We start from the raw sequence: 14,136 nt of genomic DNA, 5'->3' as shown, positions 1-14,136 counted from the left end.
GCTCGAGGAGAATCCGCAGTTCTTCGCGGATAGTTGGCGCGCTTTCTCGACGACCGACGCCGCGCGCTGCGGATCCGCCTGTTTCCGGCTGGTGCCCGGCTTCACGCGCTGAGCCGGTTCCAGCAGCAGCTCACCGACGACATCATCGAGCGGGCCCGCTACTGGCGTTCCGTGCTCATGGCGGAGTTGAGCGTGGTGCCCAGCCCCGCTGGATGATCCGGCCCAGTTCGTCCAGATGCGGCCGGGCTTCCCGGGCCGCGTCAGGGGCGGCGGTGTCGAACAGCAGCTCCAGTTCCAGGAGGGTGGTCTGGGCCTTGCGTTCCGGGGACACCGGCTCGTCCGAGCTTGCCCACGACTCGCTCCACTGGCTGGATCCTTCCCGGCCCACCGTGGACCGGAAAATCAGTTCCTCCACGGTGTCCACCGTCAGGTTCAGCTCCGCGGACCAGTGCCGCAGCAACTCGACGTATCTTGCGTACGCGGTGGGTCGCCACTCGTCGATCAGTGGGTGCAGGTTGGTATGCGTCGCGAACCAGCGGCGTACAACAGAGTCCAGGATCGGAGCGCCGGCCGGGTCGGTGGACAGCGCGGCCGTGACGAACCGCAAATACTTGGTGCCGTACGCCACCCCGAGGTAGCGCAACGGCTTGTCCGCCAGAGCGCGGAAGGCCGCCAACCCGCCGCGTTCGCGGGCGACGACTGCCACGGCCGCCAGGCGTTCGGTCGCGTCCGGGTTTTCGGCCAGCACGCGAGCGGTGCGCCAGGGGCCGTAGCCGGTGCGTCCGTAGCCCCAGATCATCGCGGCCAGGAAAGCTCGTTCCGCACCCTCCGGCGTCACCGCGTGCGCGGCGCGGCGGGTGGCTTCGGCTCGGTCGACGCGGTCGGGCAGTGCGTCCAGGAACGCGTGCTGCCTCGGGAACTGCCGTTGCCAGGCGTCGCGGGGCCAGCTGATCGGCGGCTGGGCCGGCTCGCCTTGTTCGCGCCAGCGCCGGACGGTGCGGAGCAGTGCTGCCGGAACTGGTATCTCACCTGGAACAGCTGTCATATCGCCGTGGTACTACAACGAGGAGCCATCAGATCACTGGGCCTCCGGGGGCGCGTTCGTCAAGGCCTGGGCAGAAGGGTTGGAACAGCGCTGATCCAAGTCTCGGCGCATGGGTGAAAGCGACGCCGCCTCCGCCGATCAGGTCTAGACATCCGATGGATGCCCGACTTACGCTCCGGTCCGTCACCGTTCGGTCACGGATCCGACAGGAGGGCCACCGTGTCGATTCCCGCGAGCCTGGCGCTTGCCGCGCTGCTGGCGGCCGGAGGTACGGCCGCTCCCGCCGCGGCGGAACCCTCCGCCTGCCACGGACCGATCCGGCCGGCCGCGATCCAGGTCGTGCAGTCGTGCGACGGCATGGACCGCATCCTCGCCAAGGCCGCCGCGACCGTGCCGCGCTCCGGGCAGATCGCCTGGCAGCAGCGGCCGGTCACCGCGTTCACGCACTTCGGCATGAACACTTTCACCGACCGGGAATGGGGTTCCGGCGCGGAGAAGGAGTCGACGTTCGCGCCCGCCGCGGTCGACACCGACCAGTGGATGCGGTCGATGAAGGCGGCCGGCGTGACGCAGGTGATGCTGACCGCGAAACATCATGACGGGTTCGTCCTTTACCCGACGCGCTATACGAATCACTCCGTCGTCGCGAGCCCGTGGTGGGTCACTCCCGGCTGCGGCGACGCCGCGGTGGCGAAAGCCCGTGCGGCCGCGCAGAACGACCGGGCGCAGGACCCGTCCGCGTACTGGCAGGTCCGCGCCGCCGGGTGCGCCAATCCGCGTGGCGACATCTTGCGCGATTACGTCGATTCCGCGCGGAAAGCCGGGCTGAAAGTCGGCGTGTACTTGTCGCCCGCCGATGGTGCGGAGTTGCCCGCGCAGTTCTTCGCGGACCAGGTCAAGCGGGTTGAGGCGAAGGTCGCGGCGGGGCAGCCGCTGAGCATCGAGGAGCAGGCGACCTACGACGATCGTGCGAACACGCCCGCCGGTCAAGGAAGGTACGGCACGGGAAGCGCGGCGAAGGTCCGGACCATTCCGTCGCTGGTCCCGAACGACGACCGTGCCGCGGCGCTCGCGGCCGGAAAGCTGCCGAAGTTCACCGTCACCGAGGACGATTACAACACCTACTACCTGAATCAGATCTACGAGCTGTTCACGCAGTACGGCCCCATCGACGAGCTGTGGCTCGACGGAGCGAATCCCTGGCGCGGCAACGGGATCAGCGAAACATATGATTTCCCGGCCTGGTTCCGGATGATCCACGGGCTGTCGCCGGACACGGTCACGTTCGCCGGGCCGGCGGGCGTGCGCTGGGTCGGCAACGAGAAGGGCCAGGCCCGCCAGACCGAATGGAGCGCGCTGCCGACCACGGGCGATCCGAACGCCGCGCACAACGAGGAGTTGTTCGTCGGCGGTGCGGAGGGCGCCGACCTCGGGTCGCGGCAGGTGCTCGCCGATCCGTCCGTGCGGTATCTGGAATGGGCACCGGCCGAAGCTGACGTATCAATCCGGCCGGGTTGGTTCTACCACCCGGACGAACAGCCGAAGACTCCCGCGCAGCTCGTCGACCTCTACCGTGCTTCAGTGGGACGCAACGCCTCGCTGCTGCTGAACGTTCCGCCCGGTCCCGACGGCCGGGTCGCTCCGGCGGACACCGCCGCGTTAGCGTCCTTCGGGGAGGCGATCGCGAAGACCCAAGGGCAGAACCTCGCCGCTGGTGCACGCGGGCTCAGCGCCGTCACGGATTCCTCGCTCACCACGTCGTGGTCGCCGCCGCACGGCGCGCTCGCCGGGACGATGGACGTCGTGCTGCCGAAGCCCGTCGCCTTCGACCAGATCCGGCTGGGGGAGGACATCACCCGCGGCCAGCACGTCGAGGGTGCCACCGTCCAGGCCGAAGTGGACGGTTCCTGGCGCACGATCGCGACCGTCACCACGATCGGCGCCAACCGTCTCGTCACCCTCCCGGCACCGGTCGCCGCCCGCCGTTTGCGCGTGGTCGTCACGCAGTCGCGAGCGATGCCGTACCTGGCTGCCTTCGCGTTGTACCGGACCGTTCCCGCCGCCTGAGAGGAAGTCATGACTCTACGCCGCAGAGCCTGGCTCGCCGCTGTCGTCGCGACGAGTGCCCTCGCTGTCGTCCAGCCCGCCGCAGCCAAGCCGGGTTCGGTGCCGGTCGTTTCCCCGACTCCGCACCAAATCGCCCGCGATTCCGCCGACGTCCCGTTGCCGTCCTCGGTCGTGCTGGTCACCGACGGCACCACCGACGGCCCGGCCAAGGACCTGCTGATTTCGCTGTTGCGACAGCACGGAGTCAAGAAGATCAGCCCCGGCCCGCAGCGCGGGTTCGCCATCCGGCTCGGCAGCGGGGGAGATGCGCCGGCTCAGGCCGAGGGCTATTCGCTCGCCGTGCGACGCGACGGAGTGAGCATCACCGGCCGCGACGGTGCCGGGCAATTCTATGGCGTGCAGACGTTGCGGCAGCTGTTTGTCCGAAGTGGACACAGTTGGCCGGTAAGCGGCGTCGCGGTGCGGGACTGGCCGAACATGGCGCTGCGCGGGTCGATCGAAGGCTTCTACGGTCCACCGTGGACGAACGAGGACCGCGTGCGACAGCTCAAGTTCCTCGGCGAAACCAAAGCGAACACGTACATCTACAGCGCGAAAGACGACGCGTACCTGCGCGCGCAGTGGCGGGATCCGTATCCGCAGCAAGAGCTGGCCGCGCTCGGGCAGCTGGTGCGCACGGCGAACGCGAACCACGTCGACTTCACCTATGCGCTGTCTCCCGGCGTCTCGATCTGTTTCTCCTCGCCTCAGGATGTCGCGGCGGTGAAAGCGAAATTCCAGGCTGTCTACGATCTCGGCGTGCGGTCGTTCTCCTTGCCGTTCGACGACATCTCCTACACCAAGTGGAACTGCGCGGGCGACCAGGCGGCGTACGGGGCACCCGGCCAGGCTGCCGCGGGCAAGGCGCAAGTCTCGCTGCTCAACGAGATCACCAAGAACTTCGTGAAGACGCACGACGGAGTCCGTCCACTGCAGACAGTCCCGACGGAATACAGCGACCTCAAGGATTCTCCGTACAAGACGCAGCTGCGGGAGCACCTCGATCCGTCGGTGGTCGTGCAATGGACCGGCACCGCGGTGGTGCCGCCGAGTGTCACTAACGACGAAGCGCAACAGGTGTCCACTGTGTACGGACGGAAAGTGTTCCTCTGGGACAACTATCCGGTCAACGATTACGAACAGTCGGCAGGTCGGCTGTTGCTCGCGCCGTACGCGCACCGTGAAGCGGGGTTGTCGAAGTATCTCAACGGCATCGTCTCGAATCCGATGAACCAGGAAGCGGCCAGCGAGGTCGCCGAGTTCGGGGTGGCCGACTTCTCGTGGAACGACGCGGGCTACGAACCGGACCGCTCGTGGCCGCAGGCGCTGGCTCGGCTGGCTGGCGGCGATCCACGCGCGACGGCGGCGCTGAAGGTGTTCGCGGACCTCGAACACCTGGCACCCGTGTTCGGCCCCACGCCGTGGCAGCCCCAGGCACCCGTACTCGCGGCCAAGGTCGCCGACTTTTGGCAGCGCTGGAACGCCGGCGACCACCGTGCGCTGGGCAAACTGCGTTCGTATGCCGAACAGATCCGCAACGCTCCCACGGTGATCCGCGGCGGACAGGTGCAGAGCGCGTTCGTCGCCGAGGCGGCCCCGTGGCTGGACGCGACCGCGCTCTGGGGCGACGCGATGGTGACCCGGCTGGACGCCCTCGCCGCGGCGACCCGAGGGGACGACGCCACGGCACAACGGCTGACGGCGGCCGCGGACGCGCTGGTCAAGCGCGCGGAGGCGGTGAAGACGGGCAACAGCAACCGGTGGGGTGTGCGGCAGGCACTCGTCGGCGACGGCGTGCTCGACGTGTTCCTCGTCCAGATCCGCGCGGCGACGGCCGGCTGAACGGAGGAGTGATGGACGTGAGCAGGAGGAGTTTCCTCGGCGGCGCGGCCGCGGTCGCGGCGAGCACGGTGTTCGCCGGACCGGCGGGCGCGGCCGGCCGGCGCGGCCTGAGCGTGTCCGGCGACCGGTTCTTGCTGGACGGCAAGCCGTTCCAGATCGTTTCCGGCGCGATCCACTACTTCCGGCTGCGTCCGGACCAGTGGCACGACCGGCTGTCGCGGCTCAAAGCGCTGGGCCTCAACACCGTCGAAACCTATGTGGCGTGGAATTTCCACCAGCCCGCGCCGGGCCGCGCCGATTTCCGCGGCCCGCGCGATGTCGCGGCGTTCATCCGGCTGGCCGGGGAACTCGGATTCCAGGTCATCGTCCGGCCGAGCCCGTACATCTGCGCGGAATGGGAATTCGGCGGTCTTCCCGCGTGGCTGCTCGCGGACCGGAACATGGAGCTGCGCTGCGCCGATCCGGCTTATCTCAAGGCCGTCGACGCGTGGTACGACCAGCTGATCCCGCAGCTCGCTCCGCTGGAGGCGCAGTACGGCGGGCCGATCGTGGCCGTGCAGATCGAAAACGAATACGGCAGTTACGGCAATGACACGAGCTATCTCGCGCATTTGCGGGACAGTCTGCGGGCGCGCGGAATAACCAGCCTTCTCTTCGTCGCCGACGGTGCTTCCGAATTCTTCATGCGGTTCGGCGAATTGCCGGGCACTTTGGAAGTCGGAACCGGCGACGGCGATCCGGCGCCGAGCATCGCCGCGCTGAAAGCCTTCCGCCCCGGCGCGCCGGTCATGATGGCCGAATACTGGGACGGCTGGTTCGACCACTGGGGCGAACAGCACCACACCACCGATCCCGGGAAAACCGCCGCCCACGTCGACCAGCTGCTGGCTACCGGCGCTTCAGTGAACCTGTACATGGCCTGCGGTGGCACCAACTACGGCTTCACTGCTGGCGCCAACACCTCCGGTCTGCAATATCAGCCCACGGTGACCAGCTACGATTACGATTCCCCAGTCGGCGAGGCGGGCGATGTCGGCGCGAAGTTCACCGCCCTGCAAGCCGCGATTGCCAAATACACCAAGCAACCGCTCGTCCCTCCGCCGGCTCGCTCGCCTCGCCTGCCCGCGCAATCGGTCGCCCCGTCCGGCGCGGTGTCCCTTTTGGACTCGCTGCCGGTACTGTCCACTGTGGTCCGTTCAGCGCAACCGGTCTCCATGGAACGGCTGGGACAGTCGACTGGCCTGATCCACTACCGCACCACCGTGCAGGGCCCGCACTCCGGCCCGCTGAGCATCCACGGCCTGGCGGACCGCGCGCTGGTGTTCGCCGACGGGGTGCAGCTGGGCGTTCTGGACCGCAACCGTCCGGACGCGACGCTGGACCTGAAGCTGGAGAAACCGCGGACCCGGCTGGATATCCTGGTCGACCCCATGGGCCGGGTGAACTACGGGCCGTACCTGGCGGATCGCAAGGGCATCGACGGCTGGGTCGCGATGAACACCCAGCAGAAACTGTTCGGCTGGGAGATCCGGCCGCTCCCGCTGGACGACCTGTCCCGGCTGCGGTTCTCTTCCGCCCCGCCCGGCGCCGGGCCGGCCTTCCACCGGGCGACCGCCCTGATCGCCGAGCCTGCCGACGGTTTCCTCGCCCTGCCCGGCTGGGAGAAGGGCGTCGTGTGGCTGAACGGCTTCAATCTCGGCCGGTACTGGAACATCGGCCCGCAGAAGACGCTGTACGCGCCGGAGTCGCTGTGGCGGAAGGGGAAGAACGAGCTGGTGGTGCTGGAAATGCACCGTCCGGGGAAGACGATCGAGATCCGACCGGAGGCGGACCTGGGCTGACCGCAGCGGGCAGTCGAGGACAGCCAGAAACAGCCAGGAACAGCCAGGAACAGCTTCACCCCGGCGACCGGCTCACTGCTCCCCGGCGAGGTTCTCGATCGCCCGCTTCCGGCTGTGGTCGAACACGATCGAACTGCGGAACTGCACGACCTCCTTGCGGCTGCTGAGGTCCTCGACGAGGAAGGCGTGCAGCCGCGAGACGTCCGGGACCGCGACGTGCAGCAGGAAATCGTCGCCGCCCGCCAGGACGAAGACGGCCATCACCTCGGGCATGGCCAGCGCGTCGCGGCGGAAGCGGTCGATCACCGGACGGCTGAGCGGGCGGATCTGGGCGAACACCATGGCCTGCACCGACCTGCCCAGCGCGGCCAGGTCGACCTCGGCGTGGAACCCGGTCAGCACGTGCCGGGCCTGCAGCCTGCCGATCCGGTCGGAACAGGTCGACGCCGCGACGCCGACGCGGTCGGCCAGGTCGCGCATCGGGATCCGGGCGTCCTGCTGGAGTTCGCCGACGATGAGGCTGTCGATCCGATCAAGGTTCGGAAGTTCGGTCATTTCCCGAACATATCACCGCCGGCGAGCCTGGAAGGCGGCAGAAGAGGCAGTCTTGGCTCCGTGAACCGAACAGAGAGCTTCACCGGGGAAACCCTGCGGGTCGTCCGGGGAACCCGGTCAGGCGTCGCGATCGCCGTCGCGATCCATTCGACGGCACGGGGCCCGGCGATCGGCGGGTGCCGGATCAAGGCGTATCCGTCGTGGCGGGACGGGGCGGACGACGCGCTGCGGCTGTCCGCGGCGATGACGATGAAGTGCGCTTTGGCCGGACTTCCTTACGGCGGCGGCAAAACTGTCGCGGCGCTGCCCGCGGAGGGATGGGACCCGGCGCGCCGGCCCGGCCTGATCGCCGACCTCGCCGAGGCGATCGCCGCGCTGGGCGGCCGGTATCGCACGGGGCCGGACATCGGGACGACGTCCGAGGACATGGCGGAGATCCACCGTCTCGCGCACGGCTGGGCGTTCTGCCGTCCGGAAGAGCAGGGCGGCAGCGGAACGTCCAGCGCGGCGACCGCGCGGGGAGTCTTGGCGGCGCTTCAGGCCGGGGTCGCGCCGGGTTCGGTCGCGGGGCTGCGCGTGGGCGTGATCGGGTTCGGCAGCGTCGGACGGCTGATTTGCCAGTCGTTGCTCGAACGCGGCGCACAGGTGGTCGTGACGGACGTCGACGGCGGGCTCCGGCCGCTCGCGGAGCGGCTCGGCGCGACGTGGACGACGGCGGATCTGGTGCGCGAACCGCTGGACGTGCTGGTGCCCGCCGCGACCGGCGGCTTGCTGACGGCCGGGTCGGCGGCGGCGTGCGGGGCGTCGCTGATCGTCGGGCCGGCGAACAACCAAATCGCCGCCGAGGACGTCGCGACAGTGTTGCGAGACCGGGGAATCACGTGGATTCCGGATGTCGTCGCGAGTGCCGGAGGGATCATTCACGCGGTCGGCCGCGAGGAACTCGGGATGGACGAGGCCGCGGCGAACGCGAGGATCGACGCGATCGCCGACACGACGAGTGCGGTTCTGGCGCACGCGCGCGAACGGGGGCTGACGACCGTGCAGGCCGCGCGGGAACTGGCGGCGGCCGGCTGACGCACGCGGGCCAAGGCCCCGGGTCCCGGCCCGGAGCCTTGGCCGCCTTTCGTTTTCGCCAGATCAGTACCAGTGCGCGCGGCCGCCGATCCGGCGTCCGGTTCCCCCGAGCACCGCGAGGATCGCGCCGATCACCACGAGGGCGATCCCGATGCTCCACAAAATCTGGATCGAGGTGATGAACCCGATCACGAGCAGAATGACGCCGAGAACAATCACGGGGAAAACCTCGTCTTCCTTCTCTCAGTGGGGAATGAGGCGTGCTCACTCTCGGATACCCTCACTCGGACGAGTGAAACATCGGATCGGCCGCGAATTCCGGAGCCATCGGTATTCGCGGTGAATTTGTCACCGCATTGCCCGGGACGAAGGCAGGAATTCAGGCAAATGGAGCAAGGAAGCGCTCCGGCGCGAATTGCTTCGGCGAACCGGACGAAGCGGACCGATCCCCGCCCGCCTGCGTCGGCGCGGCCGGACGGGCATCATGGGGTGGCGGCCGGGCGCCTGCCCGGCCCGGGGCAGGAGCGACCGAGGACGGGACCAGGACGATGGACGAGCCGACCGACCCCAGCAGCGACCCGGCGCGCGAGTTCCGCGTCGAGCGGGAGGACCGGCCTCCGGCCGCGGTGCTGACGGTGTACGGCGAGGTCGACATGATCACCGCGCCGCTGCTGACCGCCGCGGTCGACGAGGCGCTCGCCGGCGCGCCGCCGGTGCTGGTGCTCGACCTCGGCGCGGTGGGATTCCTGGCCTCGGCCGGACTGACCGCGCTGGTGGCCATGACGCAGCACCGGCCGTCCGGGCCGAGCCTGCGGATCGTCGCGTCCGGCCGGGCGACCGTGCGGCCGATCCAGCTCACCGGGCTGGAGCGGACCCTGCCGCTGTACCCCACGGTCGAGGCCGCGCTGGCCGCGTCCTGACCCGGGCAGTCCCCTTCGGACGGACGGCACGGGTGAACCCGGCCCGCGGCGGGTAACCGGGCGGCGGAAGAGGTTCCGGCGCGCGCTGGCGCCGCGAGAGGAACAGCCCGTCGATCGGGGAGAACATGCGCATCGGCTACACCTTGATGACCGAACAGACCGGGCCGCGCGAGCTGGTCGGCTGCGCGACCGCCGCCGAGCAGGCCGGATTCGACTTCGCGGCCTGCAGCGATCACTATTCGCCGTGGCTGGCCGAACAGGGGCACGCGCCGTACGCGTGGAGCGTGCTCGGCGCGGTGGCCCAGGCGACTGAGCGGATCGAACTCATGACGCTCGTCACCTGTCCGACGATGCGCTACCACCCGGTGGTGGTCGCGCAGAAGGCCGCGACGGTGCAGCTGCTGTCCGACGGCCGGTTCACCCTCGGGCTCGGCTCGGGGGAGAACCTGAACGAGCACGTCGTCGGCATGGGCTGGCCGTCGGTTTCGGTGCGGCACGACCGGCTCGCCGAGGCCGTCCAGATCATCGGCGGCCTGTTCGACGGCGGCCCGTTCACCTACCACGGGCGGCATTACCGCGCCGACGGGGCGAAACTCTGGGACCTGTCGCCGACGCGGGTGCCGATCGCGATCGCGGTGTCCGGCTCGAAATCGGTGAAGCGGTTCGCGCCGGTGGCCGACGCGATGGTGGCGGTCGAACCGAAAGCCGAGCTGTGCGCGGAATGGGACCACGAGCGCGTCGGGCCGCCGACGCGCAAGATCGGGCAGCTGCCGGTCGCCTGGGACCCGGACCGCGGGGCGGCGATCCGGCGGGCGCACGAGCAGTTCCGGTGGTTCGGCTCGGGCTGGCCGGTGAACGCCGAACTGCCCGGCACCCAGGCGTTCGACGCGGCGACGCAGTACGTCCGCGAGGACGACGTGGCGGCGGGGATCCCGTGCGGTCCGGATGCCGGGCCGATCGTGGACGTGGCGAAGCAGTTCGCCCAGGCGGGATTCACCGATCTGGCGTTGATCCAGATCGGCGGTCCGGAGCATCAGCCGGAGTTCATGAAGTTCGCGGAGCGGGAACTGCTGCCCGCCTTGCGGTGACAACGGAAATGGGCCCGGGTGCCGAGGCATCCGGGCCCATTTCCGCGTGCGTCACGGATGCCGCAGCAGCGCCCCGAATCCGTCGGTCAGGTCAAGCCGCTCGTCCATCACCACGACGTCGGCGCCGACGGCCAGCGCCGCGTACGGCAGGGCCTCGTCCGCGCGCCGCCGGGCCGGGTCTTGCACCCCGAGCGCGTCCAGCCGGGATTGCGCCACGCCGACCTGAGCCGGTTCCGAACCGGCGTACACGCTGGCCTCGCCGGAGTCGCCGACCAGCAGCGTCGCCACGTTCGCCTCCGCCAGCGCCGCGGTGACGGCGGACAATCCGCTGACCGCCAACGCCGAGTCGCGGCCCGCCTGGGCGCGGAAACGGTCGGCCAGGTCGTCCAGCTCGCGCAAGCGTTGCCCGGTAAGCAGTTCGTGCACCGCACGGTCCAGCTCGTCGTGGCCCGCCCCGGAGGCCCGGCTGCCCGCGTCGACCTCCGCGGCGAGGGAGCGGGCGGGTTCGGGCAGCCGCTCGCGCAGTTCGGTGCGGGCTTGGACCTCGCCGGCCAGGACGATCGCTCGCGGCCGCACGCGCTCCGCCGTCTTCGCGACGTGGTCGGCGACTTCCGCGAGGTTGTTGTGCGCGGTCTGCTCGGCGTGCGACTGGATGTCGCGGTGCGCCGGGCCGCCGCCGCGCACCTTGTGCACCGGGTGTTCCTGCCCGTGCACGGTCTCGGTCTCCACGCTGCCGTCCGGCCGGTGCACCTCGATGTCCGCGCCGGTCCGGTCGACGAGCACCACCAGATGCGCGGGGGTTTCGTCGAGGTGGCTGACGGTCGGCAGGAAGTACGGCAGCTCGGAAAAGCGCGCCTCCTGCGCGGGCGGCGGGGCCGCGAGCCGCCGGTCCAGCAGGACGGTGCCGTGCGCGGCGACGATGGTCCGCCCGGCCTTGCCGACCGGCGGAGTACTCTCCTCCACGGTGCGGAGGACCGCCTCGACGCTCGCGCGGTCCGCGCCCTGGTCCTCGAGTGCGGCCTCGATCTCCTTGATCCGCAACCGCAATTGCTTGGCCGCGTCCTCGGTGTCGTGCGATTCGTCGAAGTGCACTGAGACGAACGGCCCGTCGGTCAGCAGCGCGCGAAGTTCTTGTGTGTCCATTGTGGAGTCTTCCTCCCGTTGGTTCGGGACGGTTTCACCGGGTCCGGGGCAGCTCGGGCGAAGCGGTGTCCAGCGGCACCGCGCCGGAGCGGACGAGGCCCAGCTGCACGGTCTGCCGCCGGCCGACCTTCTCCAGCGCCCAGTCCGTGGCCGTGCGCAGGCGGTTTCCCGGCAGGGACAGCAGGTGGTAGCCGCGGGTGACCACCCGGGCGGGCAGGCCCGCCAGCGGGACGTGCAGCGGATTGGCCGCGCCCTGGCCGGACCCGAGGTCGACCGCGAAGCCGAGGTCGCGGTGCCGGTACTGGCGGGCGCGGCCGACGCCGAGCGACGCGGCGACGTTGTTCCCGGCCAGGGTTCCTTGCCGCTGCGCGTGTTGCGCGGTCATCGGGGTGGTTTCGCCGGGCCGGGTCAGGTCCGGCACCGCCGCCGCGTCGCCGCAGGCGAACACGTCGTCGCGGCCCGGCACGTTCAGTTCCGGCGTGACGACCAGCCTGCCTTTCACGGTTTCCAGGCCCAGGCCGGAGACCAGCGGGTCCGGGCGGACGCCCACGCACCACACGAGCGTGTGCGTCGGCACCGCGTCGCCGTCGGTCAGCGTCACGCCCTTGACGTCCGCTTGGTCCACCGACGTCTTCATCCGGACCTCGACGCCGCGCTCGCGCAGCACCCGGTCCGCGGTCTTGCCGAGCCTCGGGTCCAATTCGGGCAGCACGCGCTCGGCGATGTCCAGCAGCAGCCAGCGAATCCGCTGGCCTTGGAGTTCGGGGTGCCGGCGCGCCAGGGCCGCGGTGAACTCCGGGCCCTGCGCGGCGACCTCGGTGCCGGTGTAGCCCGCGCCGACGACGACGAACGTGCACCGGGCGTCGCGTTCGGCCTGGTCCTCGGTCGCGGCGGCCAGTTCGATCTGGCGGGTGACGTGGTCGCGCAGGTACAACGCCTCGGGCAGGCCGCGGAAACCGTGCGCGCATTCGGCGACGCCGGGGATCGGCAGCAGCTTGTTGACGCTGCCCGCGGCGAGGATCAGCCGGTCGTAGCCCAGCTTACGCTCGCGGTCCTCCGGGTCGGTGTAGGTCACGGTGCGGGCGTCGAGGTCGACCGACTCCGCGGTGCCCAGCGCCAGCCGCACGCCGCGCAGAGTGTCCGGAATGGACACCGCGACGTGCCGCGGGTCGACGATCCCGCTGGCCACCTCCGGCAGCAACGGCAGGTACAGGAAATAGTCGGTGGGGTTCAGCACGACGATCTCGGCGCGGTCGCCGAGGGTCCGCAGCAGCTTCCGCGCCGCGTGGTAACCGGCGAACCCGCCGCCGACGATCACGACTCGCATGGGCGCCTCCTTTCCGCCGGACGGGTACCCGGAGCGCGGCCGGGCAATCGCGCCGGTTTCGGCCCGCCGCGCCCCGGGCACCCGGACCCGGTACCCGATGGCGAGGAGGACTGCATGAGCAGCACGATCACCGAAATCGTGGACGTCGACGTCCCGGTGTCGACCGCGTACAACCAGTGGACGCAGTTCGAATCGTTCCCCGAGTTCATGGAGGGCGTGGAGGAGGTCCGCCAGCTCGACGCGACGCACACGCACTGGGTCACCGAATTCGGCGGCGTCGGCCGGGAATTCGACGCGACCATCACCGAGCAGCACCCGGACGAGCGGGTCGCGTGGCGCTCGGATTCCGGGCCGGACCACGCCGGGGTGATCACCTTCCACCGGCTGGCCGACACCAAGACCCGGGTCACCGCGCAGATGGAACTCGACCCGGAGGGATTCGCCGAGAACGCCGCCGACAAGCTCGGCATCCTGGACCGCCGCGTGAAGGGCGACCTGATGCGGTTCAAGCAGTTCATCGAGCAGCGCGGACGCGAAACGGGGTCCTGGCGCGGCGACGTCGAGCGGCCCGGCTGACCCATCGCCGGCCGTGGGGCGCCGCACAGGCGGGCATGGCCCGGCCGGGCGGCGGGTAACCGGGACGCGAGCGATTCCCCGTCCAGAGAGGAGAACAGCATGGCCCGCGTGGCAGTGCTCGTGGACGAAATGACCGAGGACGACGAATTCCGGGTGCCGTGCGAGCGATTGCGCTCCGCCGGGCACGAGCCGGTGGTGGTCGGCTTGGCGAAGGGCAAGAAGCTCACCGCCTTGCACGGCACGGAAATCACCACCGACCAGGCGGTCGACGACGTGGCCGCGGCGGACTTCGACGCGGTCGTGGTCCCCGGCGGGTATTCGCCGGACAAGATCCGCACCAGCGAGCCGATGGTGGCGCTGGTCCGGGAGACGGCCGCCGCGGGCAAGCCGGTCGCGGCCGTGTGCCACGGGCCTTGGCTGCTCGCCGAGGCGGGGCTGGCCAAGGGCCGGACGGTGACGTCGTGGCCTTCGCTGCGGACCGATCTGCGCAACGCCGGAGCCGAGTGGGTCGATCGCGAGGTCGTCACGGACGACGGCGTGATCACGTCGCGGAATCCGGACGACCTGCCCGCGTTTTGCGACGCGTTGCTCGAGCGGCTGAAGTAAGGCACGGTGC

The 14,136-nt window shown here is 70.1% G+C and carries 13 protein-coding genes; 8 read left to right on the top strand and 5 right to left on the bottom strand.

Annotated features, from left to right (window positions below):
• Positions 1–175: 175 nt before the first annotated feature.
• A complete protein-coding gene (locus F9C11_RS31345) occupies positions 176–1,045 on the bottom strand; it encodes a hypothetical protein (RefSeq protein WP_409180961.1) in 870 nt (289 codons plus the stop codon).
• A 219-nt stretch (positions 1,046–1,264) separates the two neighbouring features.
• Here F9C11_RS31345 and F9C11_RS31340 point away from each other — a divergent pair, with 219 nt between their 5' ends.
• From F9C11_RS31340 to F9C11_RS31330, 3 genes are read left to right on the top strand one after another with little or no spacing between them, the layout of a single operon-like run.
• Positions 1,265–3,112 (top strand): alpha-L-fucosidase, encoded by a 1,848-nt coding sequence (locus tag F9C11_RS31340; protein ID WP_409180960.1) that lies wholly within the window; start codon positions 1,265–1,267, stop codon positions 3,110–3,112.
• Between the two features lie 9 nt (positions 3,113–3,121).
• A complete protein-coding gene (locus tag F9C11_RS31335; protein WP_409180959.1) occupies positions 3,122–4,993 on the top strand; it encodes a beta-N-acetylglucosaminidase domain-containing protein in 1,872 nt (623 codons plus the stop codon).
• A gap of 11 nt (positions 4,994–5,004) precedes the next feature.
• A complete protein-coding gene (locus tag F9C11_RS31330) occupies positions 5,005–6,834 on the top strand; it encodes a beta-galactosidase (RefSeq protein WP_409180958.1) in 1,830 nt (609 codons plus the stop codon).
• 72 nt (positions 6,835–6,906) lie between these two features.
• Here F9C11_RS31330 and F9C11_RS31325 read toward each other — a convergent pair whose 3' ends face one another.
• Positions 6,907–7,389: an Lrp/AsnC family transcriptional regulator gene (locus F9C11_RS31325; protein WP_409180957.1), complete on the bottom strand. Its 483-nt coding sequence runs from the start codon at positions 7,387–7,389 to the stop codon at positions 6,907–6,909.
• Positions 7,390–7,449: 60 nt separating this feature from the next.
• Between F9C11_RS31325 and F9C11_RS31320 the strand changes: the two genes are divergently transcribed.
• Complete coding sequence (locus F9C11_RS31320; RefSeq protein ID WP_409180956.1) at positions 7,450–8,466, top strand: Glu/Leu/Phe/Val dehydrogenase dimerization domain-containing protein; 1,017 nt, start codon at positions 7,450–7,452, stop codon at positions 8,464–8,466.
• Positions 8,467–8,529: 63 nt separating this feature from the next.
• Here F9C11_RS31320 and F9C11_RS31315 read toward each other — a convergent pair whose 3' ends face one another.
• Positions 8,530–8,685, bottom strand: coding sequence for a hypothetical protein (locus F9C11_RS31315; protein ID WP_086024889.1), 156 nt, complete (start codon positions 8,683–8,685; stop codon positions 8,530–8,532).
• A 329-nt stretch (positions 8,686–9,014) separates the two neighbouring features.
• Between F9C11_RS31315 and F9C11_RS31310 the strand changes: the two genes are divergently transcribed.
• Together F9C11_RS31310 and F9C11_RS31305 are read left to right on the top strand one after the other, a co-directional pair.
• Positions 9,015–9,386 (top strand): STAS domain-containing protein, encoded by a 372-nt coding sequence (locus tag F9C11_RS31310; protein WP_409180955.1) that lies wholly within the window; start codon positions 9,015–9,017, stop codon positions 9,384–9,386.
• Between the two features lie 125 nt (positions 9,387–9,511).
• Entirely contained in the window at positions 9,512–10,474 is a 963-nt protein-coding gene (locus tag F9C11_RS31305; protein ID WP_409180954.1) for a TIGR03557 family F420-dependent LLM class oxidoreductase, read from the top strand.
• A 51-nt stretch (positions 10,475–10,525) separates the two neighbouring features.
• Here F9C11_RS31305 and F9C11_RS31300 read toward each other — a convergent pair whose 3' ends face one another.
• On the bottom strand, positions 10,526–11,617 hold the full coding sequence (locus tag F9C11_RS31300; protein WP_409180953.1) for a Vms1/Ankzf1 family peptidyl-tRNA hydrolase: 1,092 nt from the start codon (positions 11,615–11,617) through the stop codon (positions 10,526–10,528).
• Positions 11,618–11,651: 34 nt separating this feature from the next.
• Complete coding sequence (locus F9C11_RS31295; RefSeq protein WP_409180952.1) at positions 11,652–12,944, bottom strand: NAD(P)/FAD-dependent oxidoreductase; 1,293 nt, start codon at positions 12,942–12,944, stop codon at positions 11,652–11,654.
• Between the two features lie 114 nt (positions 12,945–13,058).
• On the opposite strand from F9C11_RS31295, the gene F9C11_RS31290 reads away from it, so the two are divergent.
• Together F9C11_RS31290 and F9C11_RS31285 are read left to right on the top strand one after the other, a co-directional pair.
• The gene (locus F9C11_RS31290) at positions 13,059–13,520 is read left to right on the top strand and encodes an SRPBCC family protein (protein WP_409180951.1); all 462 of its coding nucleotides are present in this window, start codon (positions 13,059–13,061) and stop codon (positions 13,518–13,520) included.
• Between the two features lie 99 nt (positions 13,521–13,619).
• Positions 13,620–14,126 carry a type 1 glutamine amidotransferase domain-containing protein gene (locus F9C11_RS31285; RefSeq protein ID WP_409180950.1) on the top strand — a complete coding sequence of 169 codons (507 nt, stop codon included), beginning with the start codon at positions 13,620–13,622 and terminating at the stop codon, positions 14,124–14,126.
• The last annotated feature ends 10 nt before the right edge of the window (positions 14,127–14,136 follow it).

Source organism: Amycolatopsis sp. VS8301801F10 (assembly GCF_046195355.1).
Classification (GTDB): domain Bacteria; phylum Actinomycetota; class Actinomycetes; order Mycobacteriales; family Pseudonocardiaceae; genus Amycolatopsis.
This window is presented reverse-complemented; position numbering and strand designations above follow the sequence as displayed.

Coding starts and splice junctions, on each gene's coding strand:
- F9C11_RS31345 (WP_409180961.1), bottom strand. CDS start 1,045: ATGACAGCTGTTCCAGGTGAGATACCAGTTCCGGCAGCACTGCTCCGC.
- F9C11_RS31335 (WP_409180959.1), top strand. CDS start 3,122: ATGACTCTACGCCGCAGAGCCTGGCTCGCCGCTGTCGTCGCGACGAGT.
- F9C11_RS31330 (WP_409180958.1), top strand. CDS start 5,005: ATGGACGTGAGCAGGAGGAGTTTCCTCGGCGGCGCGGCCGCGGTCGCG.
- F9C11_RS31325 (WP_409180957.1), bottom strand. CDS start 7,389: ATGACCGAACTTCCGAACCTTGATCGGATCGACAGCCTCATCGTCGGC.
- F9C11_RS31310 (WP_409180955.1), top strand. CDS start 9,015: ATGGACGAGCCGACCGACCCCAGCAGCGACCCGGCGCGCGAGTTCCGC.
- F9C11_RS31305 (WP_409180954.1), top strand. CDS start 9,512: ATGCGCATCGGCTACACCTTGATGACCGAACAGACCGGGCCGCGCGAG.
- F9C11_RS31300 (WP_409180953.1), bottom strand. CDS start 11,617: ATGGACACACAAGAACTTCGCGCGCTGCTGACCGACGGGCCGTTCGTC.
- F9C11_RS31295 (WP_409180952.1), bottom strand. CDS start 12,944: ATGCGAGTCGTGATCGTCGGCGGCGGGTTCGCCGGTTACCACGCGGCG.
- F9C11_RS31290 (WP_409180951.1), top strand. CDS start 13,059: ATGAGCAGCACGATCACCGAAATCGTGGACGTCGACGTCCCGGTGTCG.
- F9C11_RS31285 (WP_409180950.1), top strand. CDS start 13,620: ATGGCCCGCGTGGCAGTGCTCGTGGACGAAATGACCGAGGACGACGAA.